Source organism: Candidatus Nitrotoga sp. AM1P, assembly GCF_013168275.1.
Classification (GTDB): domain Bacteria; phylum Pseudomonadota; class Gammaproteobacteria; order Burkholderiales; family Gallionellaceae; genus Nitrotoga.
The window spans coordinates 2,582,037-2,604,352 of sequence record NZ_AP019547.1; the positions used below are offsets into that span (position 1 = coordinate 2,582,037).

At 48.9% G+C, this 22,316-nt stretch carries 21 protein-coding genes and 1 tRNA gene; 13 read left to right on the forward strand and 9 right to left on the reverse strand.

Annotated features, from left to right (window positions below; all coding sequences use genetic code 11):
- The first annotated feature begins 6 nt into the window (after positions 1-6).
- The 5 genes from W01_RS14565 to W01_RS11755 all read left to right on the forward strand — a co-directional run bounded on the left by W01_RS14565 (position 7) and on the right by W01_RS11755 (position 5,126).
- Positions 7-204, forward strand: a complete 198-nt coding sequence (locus tag W01_RS14565; protein WP_198421285.1) for a hypothetical protein — start codon at positions 7-9, stop codon at positions 202-204.
- 91 nt (positions 205-295) lie between these two features.
- Positions 296-445: a hypothetical protein gene (locus W01_RS14570; protein WP_338140713.1), complete on the forward strand. Its 150-nt coding sequence runs from the start codon at positions 296-298 to the stop codon at positions 443-445.
- A 161-nt stretch (positions 446-606) separates the two neighbouring features.
- Positions 607-2,535 (forward strand): Tar ligand binding domain-containing protein, encoded by a 1,929-nt coding sequence (locus W01_RS11745; RefSeq protein ID WP_173054919.1) that lies wholly within the window; start codon positions 607-609, stop codon positions 2,533-2,535.
- Positions 2,519-2,932: a response regulator gene (locus W01_RS11750; protein WP_173054921.1), complete on the forward strand. Its 414-nt coding sequence runs from the start codon at positions 2,519-2,521 to the stop codon at positions 2,930-2,932. Before W01_RS11745 ends, W01_RS11750 begins: the two co-directional genes overlap by 17 nt.
- Positions 2,933-2,984: 52 nt before the next feature.
- Complete coding sequence (locus W01_RS11755; protein WP_173054922.1) at positions 2,985-5,126, forward strand: response regulator; 2,142 nt, start codon at positions 2,985-2,987, stop codon at positions 5,124-5,126.
- Between the two features lie 117 nt (positions 5,127-5,243).
- Here W01_RS11755 and W01_RS11760 read toward each other — a convergent pair whose 3' ends face one another.
- The 6 genes from W01_RS11760 to W01_RS11785 all read right to left on the reverse strand — a co-directional run bounded on the left by W01_RS11760 (position 5,244) and on the right by W01_RS11785 (position 10,275).
- The gene (locus W01_RS11760) at positions 5,244-5,642 is read right to left on the reverse strand and encodes a hypothetical protein (protein WP_173054924.1); all 399 of its coding nucleotides are present in this window, start codon (positions 5,640-5,642) and stop codon (positions 5,244-5,246) included.
- A 227-nt stretch (positions 5,643-5,869) separates the two neighbouring features.
- Positions 5,870-6,685, reverse strand: a complete 816-nt coding sequence (mutM, locus tag W01_RS11765; RefSeq protein ID WP_173054926.1) for a bifunctional DNA-formamidopyrimidine glycosylase/DNA-(apurinic or apyrimidinic site) lyase — start codon at positions 6,683-6,685, stop codon at positions 5,870-5,872.
- A gap of 187 nt (positions 6,686-6,872) precedes the next feature.
- Positions 6,873-7,007 carry a hypothetical protein gene (locus W01_RS14425; protein ID WP_256380105.1) on the reverse strand — a complete coding sequence of 45 codons (135 nt, stop codon included), beginning with the start codon at positions 7,005-7,007 and terminating at the stop codon, positions 6,873-6,875.
- A 239-nt stretch (positions 7,008-7,246) separates the two neighbouring features.
- Positions 7,247-8,587 carry a GldG family protein gene (locus W01_RS11775; protein WP_173054930.1) on the reverse strand — a complete coding sequence of 447 codons (1,341 nt, stop codon included), beginning with the start codon at positions 8,585-8,587 and terminating at the stop codon, positions 7,247-7,249.
- 9 nt (positions 8,588-8,596) lie between these two features.
- Positions 8,597-9,340, reverse strand: coding sequence for an ABC transporter permease subunit (locus tag W01_RS11780; protein ID WP_173054932.1), 744 nt, complete (start codon positions 9,338-9,340; stop codon positions 8,597-8,599).
- Positions 9,337-10,275: an ABC transporter ATP-binding protein gene (locus W01_RS11785; protein ID WP_173054934.1), complete on the reverse strand. Its 939-nt coding sequence runs from the start codon at positions 10,273-10,275 to the stop codon at positions 9,337-9,339. Before W01_RS11785 ends, W01_RS11780 begins: the two co-directional genes overlap by 4 nt.
- A 297-nt stretch (positions 10,276-10,572) precedes the next feature.
- Between W01_RS11785 and W01_RS11790 the strand changes: the two genes are divergently transcribed.
- The 8 genes from W01_RS11790 to ychF all read left to right on the forward strand — a co-directional run bounded on the left by W01_RS11790 (position 10,573) and on the right by ychF (position 17,311).
- Positions 10,573-12,282 (forward strand): tetratricopeptide repeat protein, encoded by a 1,710-nt coding sequence (locus W01_RS11790; RefSeq protein ID WP_173054936.1) that lies wholly within the window; start codon positions 10,573-10,575, stop codon positions 12,280-12,282.
- Between the two features lie 50 nt (positions 12,283-12,332).
- A complete protein-coding gene (gene lolB, locus W01_RS11795) occupies positions 12,333-12,842 on the forward strand; it encodes a lipoprotein insertase outer membrane protein LolB (protein ID WP_242006954.1) in 510 nt (169 codons plus the stop codon).
- Positions 12,830-13,696, forward strand: coding sequence for a 4-(cytidine 5'-diphospho)-2-C-methyl-D-erythritol kinase (gene ispE / locus W01_RS11800; RefSeq protein WP_173054949.1), 867 nt, complete (start codon positions 12,830-12,832; stop codon positions 13,694-13,696). The genes lolB and ispE overlap by 13 nt, the downstream gene beginning before the upstream one ends.
- 13 nt (positions 13,697-13,709) lie before the next feature.
- Positions 13,710-13,784 (forward strand) — tRNA-Gln (locus W01_RS11805).
- A gap of 56 nt (positions 13,785-13,840) precedes the next feature.
- On the forward strand, positions 13,841-14,794 hold the full coding sequence (locus W01_RS11810) for a ribose-phosphate pyrophosphokinase (RefSeq protein ID WP_173054951.1): 954 nt from the start codon (positions 13,841-13,843) through the stop codon (positions 14,792-14,794).
- Between the two features lie 84 nt (positions 14,795-14,878).
- Positions 14,879-15,532, forward strand: a complete 654-nt coding sequence (locus W01_RS11815) for a 50S ribosomal protein L25/general stress protein Ctc (RefSeq protein WP_173054953.1) — start codon at positions 14,879-14,881, stop codon at positions 15,530-15,532.
- A gap of 96 nt (positions 15,533-15,628) precedes the next feature.
- Complete coding sequence (pth, locus tag W01_RS11820) at positions 15,629-16,204, forward strand: aminoacyl-tRNA hydrolase (RefSeq protein ID WP_173054955.1); 576 nt, start codon at positions 15,629-15,631, stop codon at positions 16,202-16,204.
- Between the two features lie 15 nt (positions 16,205-16,219).
- The gene (gene ychF / locus W01_RS11825; RefSeq protein ID WP_173054957.1) at positions 16,220-17,311 is read left to right on the forward strand and encodes a redox-regulated ATPase YchF; all 1,092 of its coding nucleotides are present in this window, start codon (positions 16,220-16,222) and stop codon (positions 17,309-17,311) included.
- Positions 17,312-17,489: 178 nt separating this feature from the next.
- On the opposite strand, the gene W01_RS11830 is transcribed toward ychF, so the two are convergent.
- From W01_RS11830 to W01_RS11840, 3 genes are all read right to left on the reverse strand, one after another.
- Positions 17,490-19,238 (reverse strand): hypothetical protein, encoded by a 1,749-nt coding sequence (locus W01_RS11830; protein WP_173054959.1) that lies wholly within the window; start codon positions 19,236-19,238, stop codon positions 17,490-17,492.
- Between the two features lie 179 nt (positions 19,239-19,417).
- Positions 19,418-20,929 (reverse strand): NAD(P)H-dependent oxidoreductase, encoded by a 1,512-nt coding sequence (locus W01_RS11835; RefSeq protein ID WP_173054961.1) that lies wholly within the window; start codon positions 20,927-20,929, stop codon positions 19,418-19,420.
- A gap of 382 nt (positions 20,930-21,311) precedes the next feature.
- A complete protein-coding gene (locus W01_RS11840) occupies positions 21,312-22,316 on the reverse strand; it encodes an AraC-like ligand-binding domain-containing protein (RefSeq protein WP_173054963.1) in 1,005 nt (334 codons plus the stop codon).

Genomic DNA, 22,316 nt, shown 5'->3' on the forward strand with positions numbered 1-22,316 from the left:
CCAGCAATGACTGCGGCGACGATCGCGGCTGCGATTGCTGGTGTGTGTCTTTTCTTAGCCGGGTTGATCTCTGATTATTACGACAATAAGTGTGCTTACACTCGAATTCCTGCTCGTTTAAAACAATTCCGTTGGTTGCGGAAATTATTAGGGGAGCACCGACTTGATCGCTTTGTGGCTTATATTGGCTTGATTTTATGGTGAGTTGGCAGCTAGTGGCCATTTCTCTGTTAGGCATCGCGCTGATCGGGATAGTTAATCTTGCGGTGAGTTTGGCTTGGCTCTTTATGTCGCGATGAAGGCGCGCCAAGTACGTTTCAATCGTATTGGCGAATTGTTTCGGATGCTGGGAGCTCGCTTTATGAGCAATCCACGTGAATTTTTTTCCTTCCAGAAACGGAGTTGTACTACAAAATTTGGCACCTTGAACAAAATAAGGCCGTAAAGTGGGAAGAAATGATAGGAAGAAAGCGTTGGCTGACCCTGTCATGCGCGTGGAATGATTGATGACCGTGTTAAGAGAGCAGTGGCAGAAATTTTATCGGGCATCGTTTTATTGCAATAAAACACCATGATTCAGTACCGTGATTATTAACGCAGGTTCACATGTTTAAAAATTTGACCATCAAAACACGTTTGATTTTCATCCTTTCTTTCTTGGTAGTTTTTTTGCTGGGAATCCAAATGCTAGGATTGTTTGGAATGAGCAAGGCAAACGACGGTTTGAAAACTGTTTATGAGGATCGAGTCATTCCGCTTGGACAGTTGATGCATATTGAATCGCTCTTGCATCAAAACCGTATTGCCATAGTGGCTGCCTTGGTTACCCCGACCCCTGATCTTATTGATAAGAATATGGGTACATTTGAAAAAAACGTCAAAGAGATCACTAAGACTTGGGACGCGTACATGGCGACCCATCTGACTCCAGAGGATGAAAAACTGGCTGATAAATTTGCCGAGGACCACGAAAAATTCGTTGCTGAGGGTTTAATTCCAGTACTAGTTGCTTTGCGTACCCATGAAATAAAAGAAGCGAATCAAATTGTTGTGGAAAAAGTTCGTCCCCTCTATGACTTAGTCAAGGAAGACATTAGCGCGCTCATTCATTTTCAAATAGAGATCACTAAACAGGAATATAAATACCACCAAAATCGCTACGCGATCATTCGCAATATTTTCATCGCCTTGATAATTATTGTCCTGGCACTGGCTGTATTAATCAGCGCCGGATTCACCCGAGGTGTGTTCAAGCCGCTGGAGAAAGCAGTAAAAATTGCTCGTGGCATTGCCGCAGGTGATTTTACGCAGCAAATCCATGTTCGGTCAGCGGATGAAATTGGCCAACTCCTGCAAGCTCTGAAAGAAATGAACGATAGTCTGATGAAGACTATCGGTCAGTTGCGCGACAGCGAAACGCATGTCCGTGCCATGCTGAACAACCTGATGGAGGGCATCATTACAATTAACGAATATGGTGTGATTGGAACCTTCAACGCCGCCGCTGAGCGCATATTCGGTTACACCGAGGCGGAGGTAGTCGACAAAAATGTTTCCATGCTCATGCCTGCTCCCTACCGCGACGCGCACGACGGTTATCTCGCCCGCTACCTGCAGACACGGAAGAAAAACATCATTGGTATCAGCCGCGAGGTGGTGGGGCTGCGCAAGGACGGAACAACTTTCCCCATGGAGCTGGCAGTAATCGAAACGCGCCAGGGTGAACGCCATATATTCACCGGATCTTTCCGCGACATTAGCGCCCGTAAACAGGCTGAGGAACAGAGGACTCGTTTAATCCGCGAACTTGAAAGTTCTCAGGAAGAACTAAAAAGCTTCGCTTATGTGGTGTCACATGACCTCAAGGCGCCGTTGCGAGCTATCAGTGCATTGGCAGGTTGGCTTGCCCATGATTACTCGGACAAGTTCGATGAAGAGGGTAAAGAGCATATGGGCCTGCTTATTAAAAGGGTATACCGCATGGATAATCTGATTAATGGTATTTTGCAATACTCGCGAGTAGGTCAGGTGAGGGGGAAGATCGTTGCGGTAGATCTCGACCAATTAGTGCGGGAGGTGATTGACCTGCTTTCGCCACCGGCCAATATTGTGATCAGTATTGAAAATACTTTACCTACCGTCATGGCAGAACCGACCCGCATCGAGCAGGTATTTCAAAACTTGCTCTCCAATGCCATCAAATTCATGGATAAACCCCGCGGCGAAATTCGCATCGTCTGTAGTTTAGAGGATCAGCATTGGAAATTTCTCATCGCCGATAATGGGCCAGGTATTGAGTTGCGACATTTTGAACGAATCTTCCAGCTGTTCCAGACCTTGGTGCCGCGGGACAGAGTGGAAGGTACTGGCGTAGGCCTTTCCTTAGTGAAAAAAATTGTGGAAATGTACGGTGGTAATATATGGCTGGAGTCAAAAGTAGGAGAGGGAAGCAAGTTTTTCTTCACGTTGCCCAAAACTGTAATAACAACAAATTCAAGTTTAAGGAATAAAGAAGAGTATGAGGATTACCAATAAACCTATTCTCCTGGTGGAAGATGATCAAGTGGACACCATGACAGTTATTCGCGCTTTAAAAGACATTCATGTATCGAATCTACTGATACGGCAGGAAAATGGCGAAGCGGCTCTGAATTATTTACGCGATTCTAAGAACGAGAAACCATGCATTATCTTGCTTGACTTGAATATGCCTATCATGAACGGTACCGAGTTTTTGCAGATAATGAAGAATGATGACCAATTAAAAGCCATTCCGGTGGTGGTGCTGACCACGTCCGAAGAGCAACAGGACAAGGTGAACAGTTTCAACCTGGGCGTGGCCGGCTATATGGCCAAACCCGTGGATTACCGACAATTTGTTGAAGTAATGCGTTCGATCGATACCTATTGGACCATCAGTGAGATGCCCTGATGTGCTTAGACTACAGGGTGTATTTTTAGGCTAACAAGGTGCTAATTTTACGATGAAAAAATCTCATATTCGCATACTGATAGTTGATGATGACATGGTGGACCGGTTAGCCTGTCGCCGTGCTCTCGCACAATGTCCGGATTACAAATATGTACTGACAGAAGCCGAAACCGGACGAGAGGGATTACAGTTTGCCCATGCGCAAAAGCCGGACTGTATTTTGCTGGACTACCATATGCCGGATATGAATGGTTTAGAGTTTTTGACTGAGCTGATCGACGATATAGGAGAGATTCCGGTTCCCGTGATGATGCTGACTGGCGCTGACAGTGCCTCAGTTGCGGTTGAGGCCATGAAGCGTGGCGCATGGGATTACATGGTCAAGGATGTAGAGCGGGAATATCTTAAATTGTTGCCTACCGTTATCCAGCGCGTGCTGCGCGAGAGGGAGATGCGGACGGAAAAGAAACTGACAGAAGACAAACTGCTCCAAGCCGAAGCTAAATACCGCAATCTGGTAGAGCAAATCCCGGTAATCACCTATATCGCAGCGCTGGATGAAGCCAATCAAGTTCTGTACATCAGTCCACAAATCAAGGTGTTGGATTTTTCTCCGGCACAATGGCTGGAAACTTCAGGAATTCATCTCGCCCAGATTCATCCAGAAGACCGGACGCGCGTGTTAAATGAACTGACTAAGAGCCGCGCCAATGGTACTCCCCTGCGTTGTGAATATCGTCTGATTTCCCGCGATGGGACAGTTTTTTGGTTTCGCGATGAAGCAAGCGTAGTGCGGGATGAGTCGGGACGCTCGCTATTTCTTCAGGGCATTCTGGTTGATATCACTGAAAGTAAACAGATAGAGGCTGAACTGCGACAACACCGCTGGCGTCTTGAAGAGCTGGTGGCAAAGCGCACCGATGAACTTGCAGAAGCGAATAGGCATTTGCGTCAGGATATTGTGGAACGCAAGCGTGTTCAAGCAGAGCTGATCAACGCCAAGGCAGCAGCAGAAAAAGCCAATCTCACGAAATCGAATTTTCTTTCCAGCATGAGCCATGAATTGCGCACGCCGCTCAATGCCATTCTTGGTTTTGCCCAGTTGTTAGAAATTGGTTCTCCTACGCCAACGCCCACCCAGATGACAAGGCTTAAAGAAATTCTTCATGGAGGATGGTATTTGCTGGAGTTGATCAACGAAATTCTGGATCTCGCGACAATTGAATCCGGCAATCTTGCGCTGAGCCTGGAATCGGTATCTCTGGCTGAGGTCATATCCGAATGTCAGGCTATGATCGAACCTCAGGCACAGCAACATGGCATTCAGTTGATTTTCCCCAAATTCGACAGCCCTTTGGCTGTCGAGGCGGATCGGACTCGATTAAAACAGGCATTGATCAACCTGCTATCCAACGCGATTAAATATAATCGCGAGCAGGGAACGGTCGAGGTGAAATGTGTCACGGGCACTCCGAACTACGTTCGCATCTGCGTTCAGGATACGGGAGAGGGATTATCCCCAGAAAAATTGACGCAACTTTTCCAGCCATTCAATCGTCTTGGTCAAGAGAATGGGACCGTCGAAGGGACGGGCATTGGTCTGGCGGTAACCAAGCAAGTGGTCGAATTGATGGGAGGCTCAATCGGGGTGGACAGCACTGTCGGAGTGGGGAGCGTATTCTGGTTCGAACTCATCTCGGCTAGAGAACCTCAACTTGCCCTGGAAGAATGCAAATCTCAGGAACTGACTGCAAAAACCTATGCCGGCACCCAGCAGTACACCATGCTCTATTTTGAAGATAATCCGATCAATTCGTCCTTAATCCAAGAGCTTATTGAACAGAATCGTCCAGATATACACTTGTTGATTGCGGGAAACGGCAACCTGGGTATCGAGCTGACACGTATTCATCTACCCGATGTGGTTCTGATGGATGTCACGTTGCCTGATATGAACGGTATCGAAGCCATGGAGATTCTATCCAAAGATCCGCTAACAGCGAATATTCCTATTGTTGCACTGAGCGCCGATGCCATGCCTCATCATATTTTGAAGGGGATGGAAGCAGGATTTTTTCGCTATATTTGCAAGCCCTTCGAACTCAATGAATTTATGTTTGTGATCGACGAGGCACTTGAATTTCGGAAAAACAGCTTAGCCAGTACGAGTAAAACAAAAGAAATTGAGGGCTAATTCCCTGATCGTTGGGGTGAAAAATACCAGCCAGCAGAGCATATTCAACTCTTGTTATAGCAAACGAGCCTTCGTTTACTGTATGACAGGAATTCTCATATAGTTCATTCTAACGCTTCACTTCAGCATCACCACAAATATCAAGGTAGATAAAGTAATGGTCAGTAAAACACACACATAGATCAAGATCTTGATTCGAACTTGTAAAACTTCGATCACATTAACTACGTGTGCATTTTGTTCGGCAAGTGACTTGATTAACTTGGCTGATGCGTTATGGTCAGAATTCAGTTCAATTATCTTTGCCTGAAGATGACGAACGCGATTGTCTAAATTTGCGAGCCCTTCAACATCGAAAGAGACGATAGTTGACGAACTGTCAGCCATAGGCTGGCTATTTACTTCATCCTTTGCCGTAGTAAAAAGGCGTTTCGCGCCTTTAACCATGCCCGGTGCGGCTTCCAATACATCTTTCCAGGGTATGACCCTCAGCGCGTTAATCCAACCTATAGCCAAGATGTTTCCTCCTGTGTTGTATATATAGAGCGATATTATTAACCATACCACCAGCTGGTAGCATTGTCTGAATAAAATACTCCGGTGCAGGTAATTTTTCCAAGGTTTTATTAAAAGATTTTATTAAAAATAGAAATTTTGGTACGTAATTGCCTGTAAAAAAGCTCAAGGTTTAAAAATCCCGCTTCGTAATTTAGCGGCACCAGAGCGATAGGGGAAGGTATTGATTATTTCTGGCACTGCAGGCAATAAAAACTTGAGCGCTGTCCTTGCCGAATCTGCTTGATGGTCGTGTTACATGCACGACAAGTCTCGGTCGCACGGCCATACACCCAGTAGTGCTGCTGGAAATAGCCAGGGTTGCCATTGCTGTCTACGAAGTCGCGCAGGCTGCTGCCGCCGAGCGCAATGGCTTCCGTCAACGTTTCTTGTATCGTTTTTACCAATCGGGCGCAGCGCGGTCGACTAAGTTTTGCGGCGGGTAGTTGTGGGCGGATACCCGCGCGGAATAGCGCTTCATTGGCGTAGATGTTGCCGACGCCTACTACGAGATGATGATCCATGATGACCAGCTTGATTGCGGCATTGCGTTTTCGTATCGCACGATAAAGATACTCGGTATTAAATTCATTCTCCAGCGGTTCCACCCCAAGCTTTAATAATAGTGGATGCTGTGTGGGATCGCCTTCATGCCACAGCACTGCGCCAAAACGGCGCGGGTCACGTAGCCGCATCAGCATTCCGTTTGCCAGTTTTAAATCGAAGTGATCATGCTTTTCTGCTGCTATGTGCGCGGACAAAATACGCAAGCTGCCGGACATGCCGAGATGGAGGATGAGCGTACCGCTGTCGCATTTGATTAACAAATATTTGGCACGGCGATACAGCGCGTGAATGATCTGACCATGCAAGATGATGGCTAATTGCTTGGGGATAGCCCAGCGCAGATGAGATGTGCGAATGACTACGTCCGCGATACGCTGACCGACCAAATGCGGTTCCAGTCCGCGCAGGGTAGTTTCGACCTCGGGTAACTCAGGCATAAGATTTTTCTCTGTAGATTGTCATTTTATAAGCTAGTACTTATAAGTCAGTGAAACTTTTTTATTAAAAATCATAATATTAATTATTAAATTGTTATCGGTCGATTACAAACTTAAGCTAAAAGTGATAGTTCAAATAAGTTGGCATATTGGCCTTCGAACAAGGAAAAGTATTGCCCTTGTCAGCTTATTTTTTGTCAGAACTTCCAGCAACTGCTTTCACGCCTGCCGTTGCAACATCGACAGTCGTACCAACCGCCGCGGCGCCGACCTTAACGGTTGTTGCTACCACGGTAACCGCAGCATCAGCGACAGTAACCACCGCGCAGCCATTACAGAGAATGCAAATTAGGGTGTATAGAAGGCAGGCACGCGTGGGGGGCATTGGGTAAATGTGGTTATAAAATGGCTACATCAAATTAAATAAAGGCAATTTTTATGCTAACTATTTGATAAAAATCATACTTTGTCAGAATCGGTTGGTTATCCGATAATTCCATTTCACCAGTATTCAGTCTATGAACACATAAATCTCTCTTCACTTGCGGGAAGAGAGCCAGCTTAATTTCTTCTGCGCCACCAAAGCAAAGCACCCGTCAGCATTAACAGCGTAGGCAGGGCAATCAGGAAGCTGCTACTGATGATGATCAGATTGATTTTGCTCAAGGTAATCGCACCATCTTTCACTGTGCGGGGTTGAGTAGTGATGAGTCTCTCTTCGTTGCCTAGCCAGTTCGCCATGTTAATGCCGAGATCAATATTGCCGCCGTTGCCGGAATAGGTGTTGGCAAGAAACGAGCCGCTTCCGACGATAACAATGCGCTGTTCACGATCGTTTATGTTGCGTTGCAGGGCAAGCGCGATCGTTACGGGGCCGGGGATGTCACGGGTTTTGTTGAAGTGTGAGTTACCTTGTGGTATTTCACGGCTAACCCAGCCACGTGGCGCGGCCTCTACCAGTGTGGTGTGTTGCCATGCCGCATTTTCCTCCCAGTCAATGGCGCGAGCAAAGGGGAAGACCGTGGTCAAGTTGAAATTTTGCGTGATGGCGTGCGGCGGGTAGCCCGCGCCCAGTGCCCAGGTTGGAGGAATATTCATTTCTTCTGCTGTTGGATCAACCACGATGCCAGGCGTGAGAATGATGTCCAGTTTTTCAGACAGACGCTCCAACCCACGCAATGGCTCCGCGTCTACTAGCCACAGCAGGTTACCGCCGTTGGCGAGATAGCGTAGCAGTTTATCTATTTCACCCTGTAACAGGTCGATTTGTGGCTGAGTAATGATCAACATGCTGGCATTGTTGGGCACGTCCTGCGCTAGCGTTAAATTCAGGCTGTTAAGGCGAAAGCCATTTTGTTGCAGACGTTTGCCAAATTCGCCGAGATCGTGGTTTGCGATGCCTTCCAGATTGCGCTCACCATGTCCATCAAGATACATAAGCAATTGATTTTTTGTGTGAGCCATGCGTAATAACACGCTGGTAAGCGCTTGTTCGTTCAACATAGTGAGATGTTCGCGCTTGCCGCCATATTCCACCAGCATTTCGCCATTGACACGAATATTGACCTTGCGCGCTTCCTCCGGTTGCTTCACCGGGTCGATAAAGGTGAGCGAAATATCGGGTTTATAGCGCTGATAGAGGGCGACAAAATCACGAGTCAGCCTGTGCATATCGCCTAAGTTGGCATCCTGCCCGGTTACATACATCGTTAGTTTTATTTCACCTTGTAGCTGCTTCAGTACATTTACACTGTTATCTGCCAAACTGTTGCTGGCATTTTGTGTCATATCCCATTGTGCGGGGTGGCGTGCAGTGAGTTGATACAACGAGACGATAGCGGCGAGCAGCAGTGCAGTGAAGGCAAGGTTTTTAATTAGCAGATTGAGTTGTGGAAATTTCATGCTGGAAGGTTAGCTATAAATGCGGTTGTTATGCAATCGGCGTATCGTTAGTAACAGAAAGGCGGTACAAAACAGCAGAAAAAATATCAGGTCTGTACTATTTAACAAACCAATATTGAAGTTTTGAAAATGGCTGGTGGGAGCGAGCGCGCGCCAACTTTTGTCATTATCCACCGCACTGATTTCCACCAGCCACAGACCGAAAAATATGGCCAATGCACCGATGGCGGCTACCACTGGTTGTGCGGTGAGCGAGGAAATATACAGTCCCAATGCGGAGTAGCTGGCGGCAAGCAGTATAAGTCCCAGCGCATTGGTGAAAAGAAGTCCTGTGTCTAGTTGCGTGCCTGCGGCCAGAGCTAGCACCATCAACAGGCAACTGGCGATGATGAGTAATAAAAATAACATTAGGCCGATGAACTTTCCTACCACAATGTGAATATCAGAAACCGGTGCGCTCATTAATAGCGTCAGGGTTTTGTTGCGTCGTTCCTCGGCGATTAAGCGCATGGTAAATATGGGTATCAGCATCATCAAAATCAGCGCGACAGTACCGAGTAATGGGGCAGCCACAGCTAATGTCGCGCCGGGCGCGTTGGCAAGCTGTGCCAGTTGCGACTGTACTTGTAAAAAGGCATCAAGCCGTGCCAGGAAAAACCAGGCAAAGATAAATTGCAGAGCACCCAAAATCAGCCAGGTCGAAGGGATGGCGAACAGGCTGCGGAATTCCTTGAGTGCAATGGTTAGAATCATAATTTTTCGTCTTGAGTGATTTGCATAAATACATCTTCCAGCCGCGTTCGCAGCGGAACGAGTTGCTCCGCTTGCCAGCCATGTTGTGCGGCGAGCGCGAGCAGTGCAGCGCTTGGGTTGGTGTTAGCTGCATGCAGAATGCGGAACTGTGTGGTGGAAAGTGGGTCTACTTGCTGTACGTCGGCGATGGCTTGTAATTCGGACAGTGCAGGCGGTGCCAGCAGGGTGACGATGAAGCCTGATTGACTGCCGTATTGCTGCATTTTTGTGCTGCTGTCACCGTAAATTAGGCGACCGTGATGCATAATTTCGACGCGGTCACAAATGCTTTCCACTTCGCCCAATAGATGGGTAGAAAGGATAACGCTGTGCATATTTCCCAATTCGCGGATCAATGTGCGGATGCCGCGGATCTGGGATGGATCAAGGCCAACGGTGGGTTCGTCGAGAATGATTACTTCTGGTTGATGGATGATTGCTTGCGCAATGCCAACACGCTGCTGATAGCCTTTGGAAAGTGTCCCGATGATTTTTTTTCCACTGTCCTGTAAACCGCAACGGCGTTTGGTTTCGGTCAAAGCATCCGCAATCTGCGCACGCGGTATACGATGTAGCTTGGCGGCGAATATCAGGAAATCATCTACACTCATTTCGCGGTATAAAGGCGGTGTTTCGGGCAAGAATCCGGTTTGTGCCTTAGCTTTTTGGGACTGGCGTGTTAGATCGAAACCGCATATTTCAATTTCCCCCGAATGCGGCAACAGTGCGCCGGTCAGCATTTGTAGCGTTGTACTTTTGCCAGCCCCATTGTGTCCAAGCAGGCCAAGCACCTCGCCGTGCCGAAGTTCTAACGATACGCCATGGATGACCTCGCGTTGACCGAAGCGGCGAATGAGGTTGCGTGCGGATAGGGTGATTGGTGCAGTGACGGACATTAGTGCTGATGCAGATTGTATGAGAAGGTAAATATAACCTAATATGTCGTCATACATCAAAATGAAATAATTCAATTATGTCTGGCAACAAAATTAGGGATGTTTCTAAGAAATGTATGGTTCGCTTATATAAAACAAGGATATAAAACGCGGAAAGACTCGTAGCGATGCATTTTGACGTTCTTCGAATCTGCGCTACCCTTCACTTTGACGCAATTCATAGTGACGAAGGCTCAATCAGAGAACATATTACGACCCCATGGATTTTTTATTTTTTAAAATACCTACATATTAAATATGATGAATTTAAAACGTTGCACAATTATTTTTGCATTGTTGCTGGTTTCTTGTGCGCACGCGTCGCAGCAGGACACGGAGAAGCCTGGATTTGAAGTTGAAAAGCAAGCGGAATTGCCCAAGCAGGAATTGACTGAACAGGTACTCTATGAGTATCTGCTGGGTGAAATGGCCTTACAGCGCGGCCAGCCTGAGTTGGCTGCGCAGCTTTATCTAAATCTGGCCAATGCCACGCGTGATCCACGCCTGGCGCGCTATGCGGCACATTTGGCTTTTGAGACGCGCCAAATGGATAAAGCGATGGCAGCCTTCAATCTGTGGCTGGAAATAGAACCAGATTCACCGTTGGCAAAACAGGCTTTGGTCACCCTGCTGATCAGTGGCGGTAAGCTGGATGAGGCACGCCCGCATCTCGTGAGTCTTTTAGCGGCAGCGACGGAAAATGTTGGAAGTATTTTTATGCGGATTTCCCCAATGATTGCAAGTTATCCCGATAAAAATGCCGCATTTGATCTACTTCGTGAACTGACGCTACCTTATCCGCGCGTGGCGGAGGCGCGTTGGGCGTTGGCACAAGTAGCAGAAGCCGCAGGTAAACACGAGTTAGCCTTGGAAGAAGCCCAACAGGCATATGCCTTGCGCCCGGAATGGGATAGTGCCGTGCTACTCAACGCCCAATTGCTGCAGGGTGCGGCGCCACAGCAGGCATTGACTTTACTGAAAAAATATCTTGAGTCTTATCCTGACACCAAGGAAGTGCGCCTGTTTTATGCACGCGTGCTCATGGAACAAAAACAGAATCGAGAGGCGCGTGCAGAATTTCAGCGGTTGCTTAATGCGTATCCAGACAACGCCGATCTGGCGTTCGCTGTGGGATTATTGTCGCTAGACATAGGTGAGCTGGATCGTGGTGAGAAAGAGTTGCAGCAGGCTCTGACTAATCGAAAGAAAGATGAAAGCGTAGTGTATTACTACCTTGGCCAGTTGAGTGAAGCGAAGAAGCATGATGAAGAGGCCATGCAGAACTACAGTAAAGTAAAAGAGGGAGAATATAACTTCTCCTCGCGTTTACGCATGGCGTTTTTGACCAATAAATTGGGCAAACTGGATGAGGCGCGAAAGCTCTTGCACAAGACCGTTGCGAAGAACAATCAGCAGCGGATACAACTGGTTATGGTTGAGGTACAGATTCTACGCGATGCGCAGCAATTTGAAGCGGCCTATCAGGTACTAATGTTAGGGTTGGAAAAATTACCTAACCAACCCGACCTGATGTATGAGGCGGCGATACTAGCGGAAAAGGCTGGAAAACATGATGCATTTGAGCAGATGATGCGAAAATTAATTGAAGTTGAGCCGGGTTACGCACAAGCTTATAACGCGCTGGGCTATGGTTTGCTGGAGCGCAACGAGCGCATACCCGAGGCGATGAAACTGGTAGAGAAGGCATACCAGCTTGCCCCGGATGACATCGGCATCATTGACAGCATGGGTTTTGGGTATTACCGCTTGGGTGATTTGCCCAAGAGTTTGGAGTTTCTGCGCCGTGCCTATGCTGCCAATCCAGATCCGGAAATTGCTGCGCATCTCGGCGAAGTGCTGTGGGTTCAGGGTGAAAAGGAGCAAGCAAAAAAAATGTGGAGCGATGCACTAAAGGCTCATCCTGATAGTACCGTGTTGCAGGTGATCATCAAGAAATTTATGCCTTGATACATCGACTATTTCTACTGTGTCTCCTATTACTGGGGGGATGCGCAAGTGTGCCACCCGTATCTCAGCCCGTTACGCGACCCATACAGTCGGAAAATGTGCCTTTTGTACTGTCTGGGCGGGTCGCCGTAAAGCATGACGGAGATCGATCTTCATCCGGAGTGCGCTGGGTGCATCATGCCGAGACAGATGAAATCCTGCTACTTGCCCCATTGGGACAGACTGTGGCTCGCGTTCGTAGCGATATGAAGGGTGCAGTGCTGGATATGCCGTTTAAGCATTACGTGGCACAAGACGCTGATGAATTAACTCAGCAAGTGCTGGGCTGGCGTTTGCCGCTGTCTGGCTTGCGTTATTGGGTGTTGGCGTTGCCAGCGCCGAAGAGTGTATTTGATATTGAGCATGATGCTAACGGACAGGTGATACTGCTAAATCAGGATGGCTGGCTGATACGCTATACGCGCTATGCAGCGCAAACATCGGACAGTTTACCGTTACGTATTGCTTTGCAACGCGATGGGCTGGAAATTCAATTGCTGATCGATGAATGGGAAATATAACAAAAACTTTAACTCTTCCGGCACCCGCCAAGCTTAACCTTTTTTTGCATGTGGTAGGGCGCAGGATGGATGGCTATCATCTGTTGCAAACTCTGTTTCGTTTTATTGATTTTAGTGACATGCTGCATTTCTCACTACGCAAGAATGGTGTAGTGCGCCGTATTAGTGCGCTTGATGGTGTATCACAGGAGCAGGACTTGTGCGTACGCGCTGCACGTCTGCTACAAAAGGAATGCGGTTGCAGGTTGGGAGTGGATATAACGCTGGAGAAACGTATTCCTATGGGCGGAGGTTTGGGTGGCGGAAGTTCGGATGCAGCCACGACACTCCTTGCGCTGAATAGTCTATGGAACTTGGAGTTGTCGCGCGAGCGGTTGATGGAGATAGGCCTGTCTCTGGGTGCGGACGTACCGGTATTTGTGTTTGGTGAAAATGCCTATGCAGAAGGCATAGGCGAGCAGTTACAGGCCTACGATGTACCGGATGCTTGGTATGTGGTGTTGTTCCCGCCAGTGCATGTCACTACGGCAAAGGTATTTGCACACCTGGATTTTGCGAACTTGGAATTGACACGGGATGCGATTTCCCTCAGAATTCGCGGCCTTCCGCTACGGCTACCACACAACGATCTACAGTCGGTGGTATGTAGCTTATACCCGGAAGTAGCGCGGCATATTGTTTGGCTTGAGCAATTTGTGCAAGCTCGGATGAGTGGTTCTGGTGCTTGCGTGTTTGCTGAGTTTGTTACCGAGGCACAGGCGCAAGCAGTGATAGAACATTTGCCGTCAGATATGCACGGTATTGTAGCGCGCGGTTTGCCGCAGCATCCACTACGGAACTTTACCGTAATGTGAAATGCAAGATTATTGGGGAGTCGCCAAGTGGTAAGGCACCGGATTTTGATTCCGGCATTCGTAGGTTCGATCCCTACCTCCCCAGCCAGTTTGAAGGATGTTGCTTGTTTGGGGCGCTTGCGCCCGTTTTTATTTAAGGGGAGCATGGTGTCCAACGACAGCTTGATGGTGTTCACCGGCAATGCCAATCCTAAGCTTGCGCAATATGTAGCACAGCACCTTAATATTCAACTTGGGCGAGCCACCGTTGGCCGTTTTTCAGACGGCGAGGTGATGATAGAAATTCTCGACAACGTGCGCGGCAAAGACGTGTTCGTTCTGCAATCAACATGCGCCCCAACCAACGATAGTCTAATGGAAGTGCTGGTCATGGTGGATGCGCTTAAACGCGCTTCCGCTGGACGTATTATTGCTGCGCTCCCCTATTTTGGCTATGCCCGGCAGGATCGACGTCCGCGTTCCGCGCGCGTGGCGATTACGGCCAAGGTGGTGGCGAATATGCTTACTGGTGTTGGCGTGGATCGCGTTCTAACCATGGATTTGCATTCAGATCAGATCCAGGGTTTTTTCGATATTCCTGTAGACAACATTTATGCTAGCCCGATTTTGTTGGCAGATGTGTGGAAGCATGATTATAAAAATCTGGTGGTGGTCTCGCCGGACGTGGGCGGCGTAGTACGCGCGCGGGCATTAGCCAAGCGTTTGGAAGCTGATCTCACCATTATCGACAAGCGTCGTCCCAAGCCCAACGTGGCCAAGGTGATGAACATCATTGGTGAAGTGGTAGACCGAACCTGTTTAATCATGGATGACCTGGTCGATACCGGAAATACCTTATGCGAGGCTGCTGAGGCACTGAAAGCCAAGGGTGCGGAGAAGGTGGTGGCGTATTGCACACACCCGGTGCTGTCTGGCTCGGCGATTGAGCGTATAGAGAATTCCGCAATAGATGAACTGGTTGTGACCGACACTATCCCGCTGAGCAATGAGGCGATAGCTTGCAAGCGTATTCGCCAGTTGAGTGTGGCTGAACTGTTGGCCGAAACAATTCGACGCATTCATGCGGAAGAATCCGTCAGCTCATTATTTATGGAATAGTTTTTGTGGTTGTCATTTTGACTGCCGCGTAACCTGGGATTGCCTGGTCGCGGGTGATTCCGAATTTTGAAGTGGAGAAATAAAATGAAAATCGAACTAAGCGCAATATTCCGCAAGGCGCAAGGAACGGGTGCGAGCCGCCGTCTGCGCAAGTCTGGCCGCGTGCCTGGCATCGTGTATGGTGGCGTTGAGCCTACGTTGATTGACCTTGATCACAACAATCTGTATCACAGCCTGCGCAAGGAAGCGTTTCATGCTTCCATCCTGACACTTGATTTGGATGGCAAAAAAGAACAAGTACTGTTGCGCGATTTTCAGATGCATCCATTTCGTCAGCAAGTGCAACATATCGATTTTCAGCGTGTGGAAGCAAATAAGAAGATCCATATGAAAGTGCCATTACACTTCATAAATGCCGATATCGCCCCTGGGGTGAAGCTGAGCGGAGGTATCATTTCCCACGTGATGAATGATCTGAATATTGCTTGCCTGGCGGCTGACTTGCCCGAATTTATCGAGGTCGATCTATCCACGTTGGCGCTAAATCATTCCGTTCATGTTTCCGACCTTAATTTACCTAAAGGCGTAGAAGCGGCAGGTGTCCATATTGGAGATGCTGTAGTGGCCACCGTTCAGGTACCGCGTGGCGCGATTGAAGCGGAAGCGCTGGCCGCGGCTGAAGCCGCTGCTGCTGGGGATGCGAAAGCTGCGGCAAAACCTGCGGCGAAATCTAAATAGCATAAGTATTACAATTAAAAACCCGCCATGCACTCTTAAGTGTGTGGCGGGTTTTTAACATGTCGTGAACAATTTTTCACATGGTGTAAACTAAAAATGAGTGAAATCAAGTTAATTGTCGGGTTGGGTAATCCCGGTCGTGAATATGATTTCACCCGGCATAACGCTGGATTCTGGTGGGTAGACACGTTTGCGCGCATGCACCCCTTCACTTTCAAACCTGAAAGCAAATTCCACGGCTTGGTCGCGCGCGGTCAGCTGCATGGTCGTGAATTGTTTTTGCTCAAGCCGCAAACCTTTATGAATATCAGTGGCCGTGCAGTAGGGGCGCTGATACAGTTCTACAAAATCGAACCTCGACACATTTTGGTGGTGCATGATGAACTCGATTTGCCGCCGGGCAGCGCCAAGCTTAAGCTGGGCGGCGGTCATGGCGGACACAACGGATTGAAGGATATCTTTGCGCATCTTGGCACGCGCGATTTTTGGCGGCTGCGCATTGGCATTGGCCATCCTGGTGAACGCGCGGACGTTGTTGATTATGTGCTGAATGCTCCGCACCGTGAAGAAGTGGAGTTAATCGAACACGCCATGCAGCGTGCACTGGATGTGGTTCCCATGATAGTTGAGGGCAAGCTGGAAGCGGCAATGTTGAAGTTGCACAGTAGTTAATATTAAGGAATATTCATGAGTCTGAAATGCGGAATCGTCGGTCTGCCTAATGTGGGCAAGTCCACCCTGTTCAATGCCCTTACCAAGGCGGGTATAGCGGCGGAGAACTATCCATTCTGTACTATTGAGCCTAACGTCGGCATTGTGGAAGTTCCGGATGCGCGGATGCAAGCGTTGGCCGATATTGTCAAGCCGCAAAAAATGCAATATGCCATCACCGAGTTTGTGGACATCGCCGGGTTGGTGGCTGGGGCATCTAAGGGCGAAGGCTTGGGTAACCAGTTTCTCGCCAACATTCGTGAGACCGATGGTATTTTGAACGTGGTGCGCTGTTTCGAAGACGACAACGTCATTCACGTGGCGGGTAAGGTCGACCCGATTTCAGATGTTGAAACGATCGTAACTGAACTGGCGCTGGCGGATATGACAACGGTGGAAAAAGCCCAGTTGCGTAACTCCAAGGCTGCTCGCTCTGGCGATAAAGAAGCTGCTAAATTTGGTGAACTGCTGGATCAGGTTGCTGCGCATTTAAACCAAGGCAAACCTGCGCGCATGATGAAGCTGGATGCGGTGCAGCTCGCCTTGCTTAAGCCGTTGTGCCTGCTCACGATTAAGCCCGCCATGTACGTGGCCAACGTGGCTGAAGATGGTTTCAAAAATAATCCATTATTGACGCGGCTGGAAGAATTCGCCGCGCGTGAAGGTGCTCCCGTAGTGGCGATTTGCGCAGCGCTGGAGTCAGAAATTTCAGAGCTTTCAGATGAAGATAAAAAAGAATTTTTGGCCGACATCGGTTTGGCAGAGCCCGGTCTGAATCGACTGATTCGCGTGGCGTATAAGCTGTTAGGGTTGCAAACCTACTTTACCGCCGGAGTAAAAGAAGTGCGCGCCTGGACGATTCACATAGGCGATACTGCACCTCAGGCTGCGGGCGTCATTCATAATGATTTCGAGCATGGCTTTATTCGCGCCGAAGTGATCAGTTATGAAGATTTTGTTGCTTGCAAGGGTGAGGCGGGCGCAAAAGAAAAGGGAAAAATGCGGTTGGAAGGCAAGGATTATTTGGTACAGGATGGCGATGTTATGCACTTCCGCTTCAATGTCTAAACCATTTTTGAAGTTCATGATATGGCATGAGGCAACAAAACAATTAACAAACCCCGGTAATGCGGGGTTTGTTATTCTTGTCGTTTCTCTTCGCTTCTTGGCACCTCAAAAACCACTCTTGATGCCGTGGCGCCTGAATGGCCGACCTTGAGAGATTAGGAAAAAATTTTAGGGCAAGTCAAATTGGAGCACACATGACCACACCTTCATTGATCCAGTCGCGCATGACGACTTCCTGGATGGCTGCAGCACTACTGGAAAGACGGTGGTTGCTGTCGACACCGCGGGCAAACCCATTGTTATAGGCCCGATAGACCGGCACTGTTCCGGTCGGACAGGTACCATTGGTCGGTGGAGTCGAGATAAAATCCAGACTTTCAAAATTCCAGCGCTTTTGCGTGGCTGGCGTGATGGCTTGAAGCTGCTTAAGGCCATCACATTCAAGGCCCGCTGATGTATAGAAATGCGAATTGGGGCCGGGGACCTGGCTGCCGTAGAATCGACAAACGGGCGTGCTGCCGCCTGATTTGAAACTATTGCCGGTGCGAATCCAGTCGGGCCCCGCGCTCCCTCCATCGATGGCCGCAGCTTCATTGGCGTCGGCGGTGATGAAATAATGATCCAGATGGGTGTTATAGAACTCAACGATAGGTGTACTGGTGATTGTTCCGCTTAGCTCATAGCGAGCCAGAACGGTACTTGTCGCATCCTGTCCCGCAACGAGCAAACGGGAATGGGTATCGAGCGCCAGCGCATCGACGCTCAACATGCCGGGTAGCGGATACGCTCCACCGACGCCAAAATTTGTATCAAAACTGTTATTCGGAAGCAGGCGATATAGCGCTGCCGATTTCGTTGTGCCAACATAACGGTTGCCCGCTATTACCACACTGGCGTCGGGCAATGCTGCAACACTCCAATTGAATTCACCCTGACCCGCCAACAAATTGCTCGCTCCGATCAGTGTGCCATTACTGGAAATCCGAATCACGAGCAGCGATCCGCTTGGCGAACCGGATGGTACGTTGCGAATGCCAGCCAGCAGGGAGCCATCGCTCAGTGAGAGCAAGGAGAATGGTGCTCCACCAAAGGAAAATGGATCGGTAGAAGCATAGGCAAACTGACCGACCGTACCAAACGAAGCTACCGGCAACCCATGCGAATCAACCTTATAGAGATGTAGGTTATATTCCGTTTGCACAGCAAAGACTACAGAACCGTCGCCAAGTAAAACCATGTCCGCATAGAATGAATTTTCTCCGGCAGGCAACGGGAATTCGGTTTTACCGTCTGTGCCGAAACTCAGGTCAGGCGTGCCATCCGACATTGTCTGCTGCAAAATAGCACTTCCACCCGTTGTCGTTCCGTAAAGCAAGCGCCCATCTGGACGAATGCCCAACGCAATATCCGTATTTGACCACGATGGTGCTGCAAGACTGGGGGCGAATCCGGCGTTGAGCATTCCGGCTGCGTCAAGTTGAAACGCTGTAATGGTGCCGAATGGGAGAATAGACCCGCTCCCGGTTCCAGCCACGACCGTTATCGCGCCGCTTCCTTGTTTAGCTACACGTACCTTGCCCATGAAGCGCGTGTTTTTCCTTGGTGCCACGCGGCCGTTCGTCCCGAATGAGACGTCGGGGGAGCCATTTGCCGTCAGACGTTCAAGCAAATAATCAGGGATCGCGTCAGTAACTGAACCACCTGCAAACAGAACTTTGTCCGAAGTTTCAACCAGTATCGTATCAACCTTGTAGTAGCTGGAGGGCACTCCGATGCGCACGATACCGCTGCTTCCAAACGAACTGTCGAGTGCCGACGCTGCGTGCGCTTCAAACATCGTGGCATGCAACGCGAAGAGCACAAAAAGTATCACGAATATTTTTTTAGTTGCCACCGTCCCTGATACCTTCAGTAAGCTTGACATCATTTTCCTTTATCAATATGCACACAATCGAAACCAGAAACGTCCTTCATGAGGGTGTTTTAGAAAGGAATAAATGGCGGATAGGTTGTGAACGCTTAATTTTTTATGGCGTTCGACGCAGTGCTGAGCTTTATTATTTTATAGTGCTGCGCAATTAATGCATTTTTGATGGTACTTCTAGCTCATTTCAAATGCAACAAGGGAATTAACCCAAACCAAATGATATAGGTCAGCGATGCCACCATCAGTCCATCAATGCGGCCGCATAGCTGTTCTTGTCTCCAGGCACGGTAAATCAGAAATCCGAGCAGACAAATATGGGGCAGCACCCACGGTAGCAATCCTTCAAAGCTCCCGCGCAAAGCCGGCTGATCTTTGATGAGTACCACGACCAATGGTGCCGCGGCGGCCAGTACCAGAGCTAGCAGCGCTGTCCAGCCTAATCCCAGGCGTACTACCAAGGTGCGCTTGCCAGCTTGTTTATCTGCCTCGAAGTCCGGGATACCTGAGAGGATGATGGCCGGCATTACCGCCAGAAGCAGCGGCAGGCTAATGAGCCAAGGAAAGGGGCTGTTCCATTCCCCACCTTGAAATATATAGCCGCACAGTATTACACCAAAGCTGTGGGTGACAGCCACATTGAGTTCCCCCAAACCACGCCAGGCGAGCTTCAGGGGAGGCGCGGTATAACCCAGTCCTAACACTGTCATTATGAGTATAACGATAGGTACAGCACTGTTGCCTGCAAGATAATCCATGAGCAAGCCGGTACAGGCCGCGGCGGCCATCAATGATATTACGATGCCTACACGTAGTTCACCGAAACTTAGATTTTTATCCACAAGTACCCGAGAGCCACCAGTAAAGGGGCCGAAATGACGGTTGCACCGGTCGCTTTCATAGTCGAACCAATCATTGGTAAATACCGTGGCTGCCTCCAGAAAGAACAGACAGGCATAACCCAGCCAGTAGACCGATGGATTCCAGTCTCCAGTAGCCGCGGCCGCGCCCAATGCGCCTACCGTATAGGCCATCCAGGTCATCGGATAAAATTGGAGCCGTAACGCCTTGAGCCATGCTTTTAGCTTAGTGGTAACACGGTCGACATAGCTTGAGGCACCATTTCTTAAGGAAAAACCGAGTCCTCGAGCTTGTTCCAACCACTGGGCCCGTTGAACCGGCTCGGAGTCCTTTACTGGACCCAGCGCAAGAATGCGGGTAGTAGTGATCCCACAGAAGCCCAACGCGGATCGCTTCATGGCATTATGACCGGGGGCGCGATAGATGAATCGGTAAACCCAAGACGGCATATCTAACGTGGTGATGAGATGGGCTGTCTTGCCGGTCAGCAGCCCCTCGAAGTGGCCGTCATCACGTTCTCTGAAAGCAAATCCCGGTAACAGTATTCGGTCGAGAAATCCTTTAAGACGAGCCGGCCCTACTCCCCACCAGGCAGGATAGATAAAAGTTATATGATCTGCCCACGTGATGAGCTGCAAGGCGCGTTCCAGATCAGGTTCCAGTGGCTGATCCCGCGGCGAAACCGGATGTACGTCAAGGTCGAAGTCTATCGCCCCCAAATCTATCTTCTCAATTTCCATACCAGCCGCTAGCACGCCATTTTCATAGGCGTTTGCAAGGGCGGAACATAGGCTGGGGCTACGTGGATGTCCCAAGATCACAAGTATCTTCATGGCATCATTGCTTGATTCATAAATTTTATCCAGTGATTATGCTGTTCGTCACATGTTATATGGTTTCGCTATAACAGTGTATGCACGGCTGCTTGTTGTATAAGCATTTGAGGAAACTATTCAGAAAGAGTCTTGATAATATCTTCCGGGCTGAGGAATGGTTCTAAGTATGGTTGGGTTGCCCCAGGACAAGGGGTATTTGTTCTCTGGTAGTGAGGCGAGAGAGATTACTTAGTTGTTGAAGTCAATTAAATCGTTGGTCTTAAAGTAGGTTGTAAAATTGATATCGTCCAGCCCTGTAGATTGATAGAGCTTGTGTTTAACGACGCTCAGCTTAAGGATGCTTCGGATATGCGGTTTAAATAGCTATCCTTCAAAGACTTCAAGGATTCAGTGCTCGCAATTTATTTTCTCTCCATTCGCTCGCCGTTATGCCAAATTTCGTGCGGAATACGCGCGAAAAATGGGATGAGCTGTTGAATCCGCAGCTATACGCAATCTGGCTTATTGTTAGATGCGATTTGGCTGGATTTTGTAGCGCTAGTTTGCATGCGAGAAGACGGCGCGTCCAGATCCATGCGCTCAACGTTTGCTCCTCCATTTTGAACAAGCGATGGATGTGAGCCGGTGAAATCCGCAGGGATTGGGACACTTTCTGGACTGACAATTCCGGATCATTCAGGTTATCGAAGACATACTGCTTGATCCGAGCCATGTGGAATAGTGTCAGGTTCGATTTCACCGCGTCGATTCCGGCGGAAAACTCGGCTATGTTAGTAGCGAAAATTTCGGTCAACGCATTCGCGGCGTGGGCCATGGTATGCATGGATATAGTTTCGAACGAGGTCTGGAAGCAATAGTCGGCCATCAAGGTCAGCAATTTTGTTGTCGGGTTTTGACTGCTTAGAGTAGTGGCCGTCAGTGTATCAATTGTTGGAATCATTGTTCGCATCATATCCGCAGGAAACACCAACACGGTCTGTGAAAACGCAGAGTCAAATGCCAGTTCATAGCACCGAGCGCTTGAATACAGGGCCATATCTCCTGAGACGAGGCTGGCCTCGCGACCATCCTGCCGCACTAAACTGCTGCCTTGGCGCTGAATGTTTAGTAAAAAATATTCGTCGTCGGTTTCTTTGATGAGCCGCTTAGTACGCGTCACTTGCTGGGCGCTCGCCGCCACTTGTGAGATGTCCACATGCGCGATTTTGCGCAAATGAATAGTCCCATGAAACTGCACTTGGGGCGCAATCAAACTGCAATCAACCTGAATCAAATGCTGACAGACCATGTCAGTCCAGAACGCGATTTTCTCTGTTTTACACACCGTATCAGTTGACAAACTCTTAATGTCTGCAACTGCTTGTTGGCGGTTATTTATGTCCAT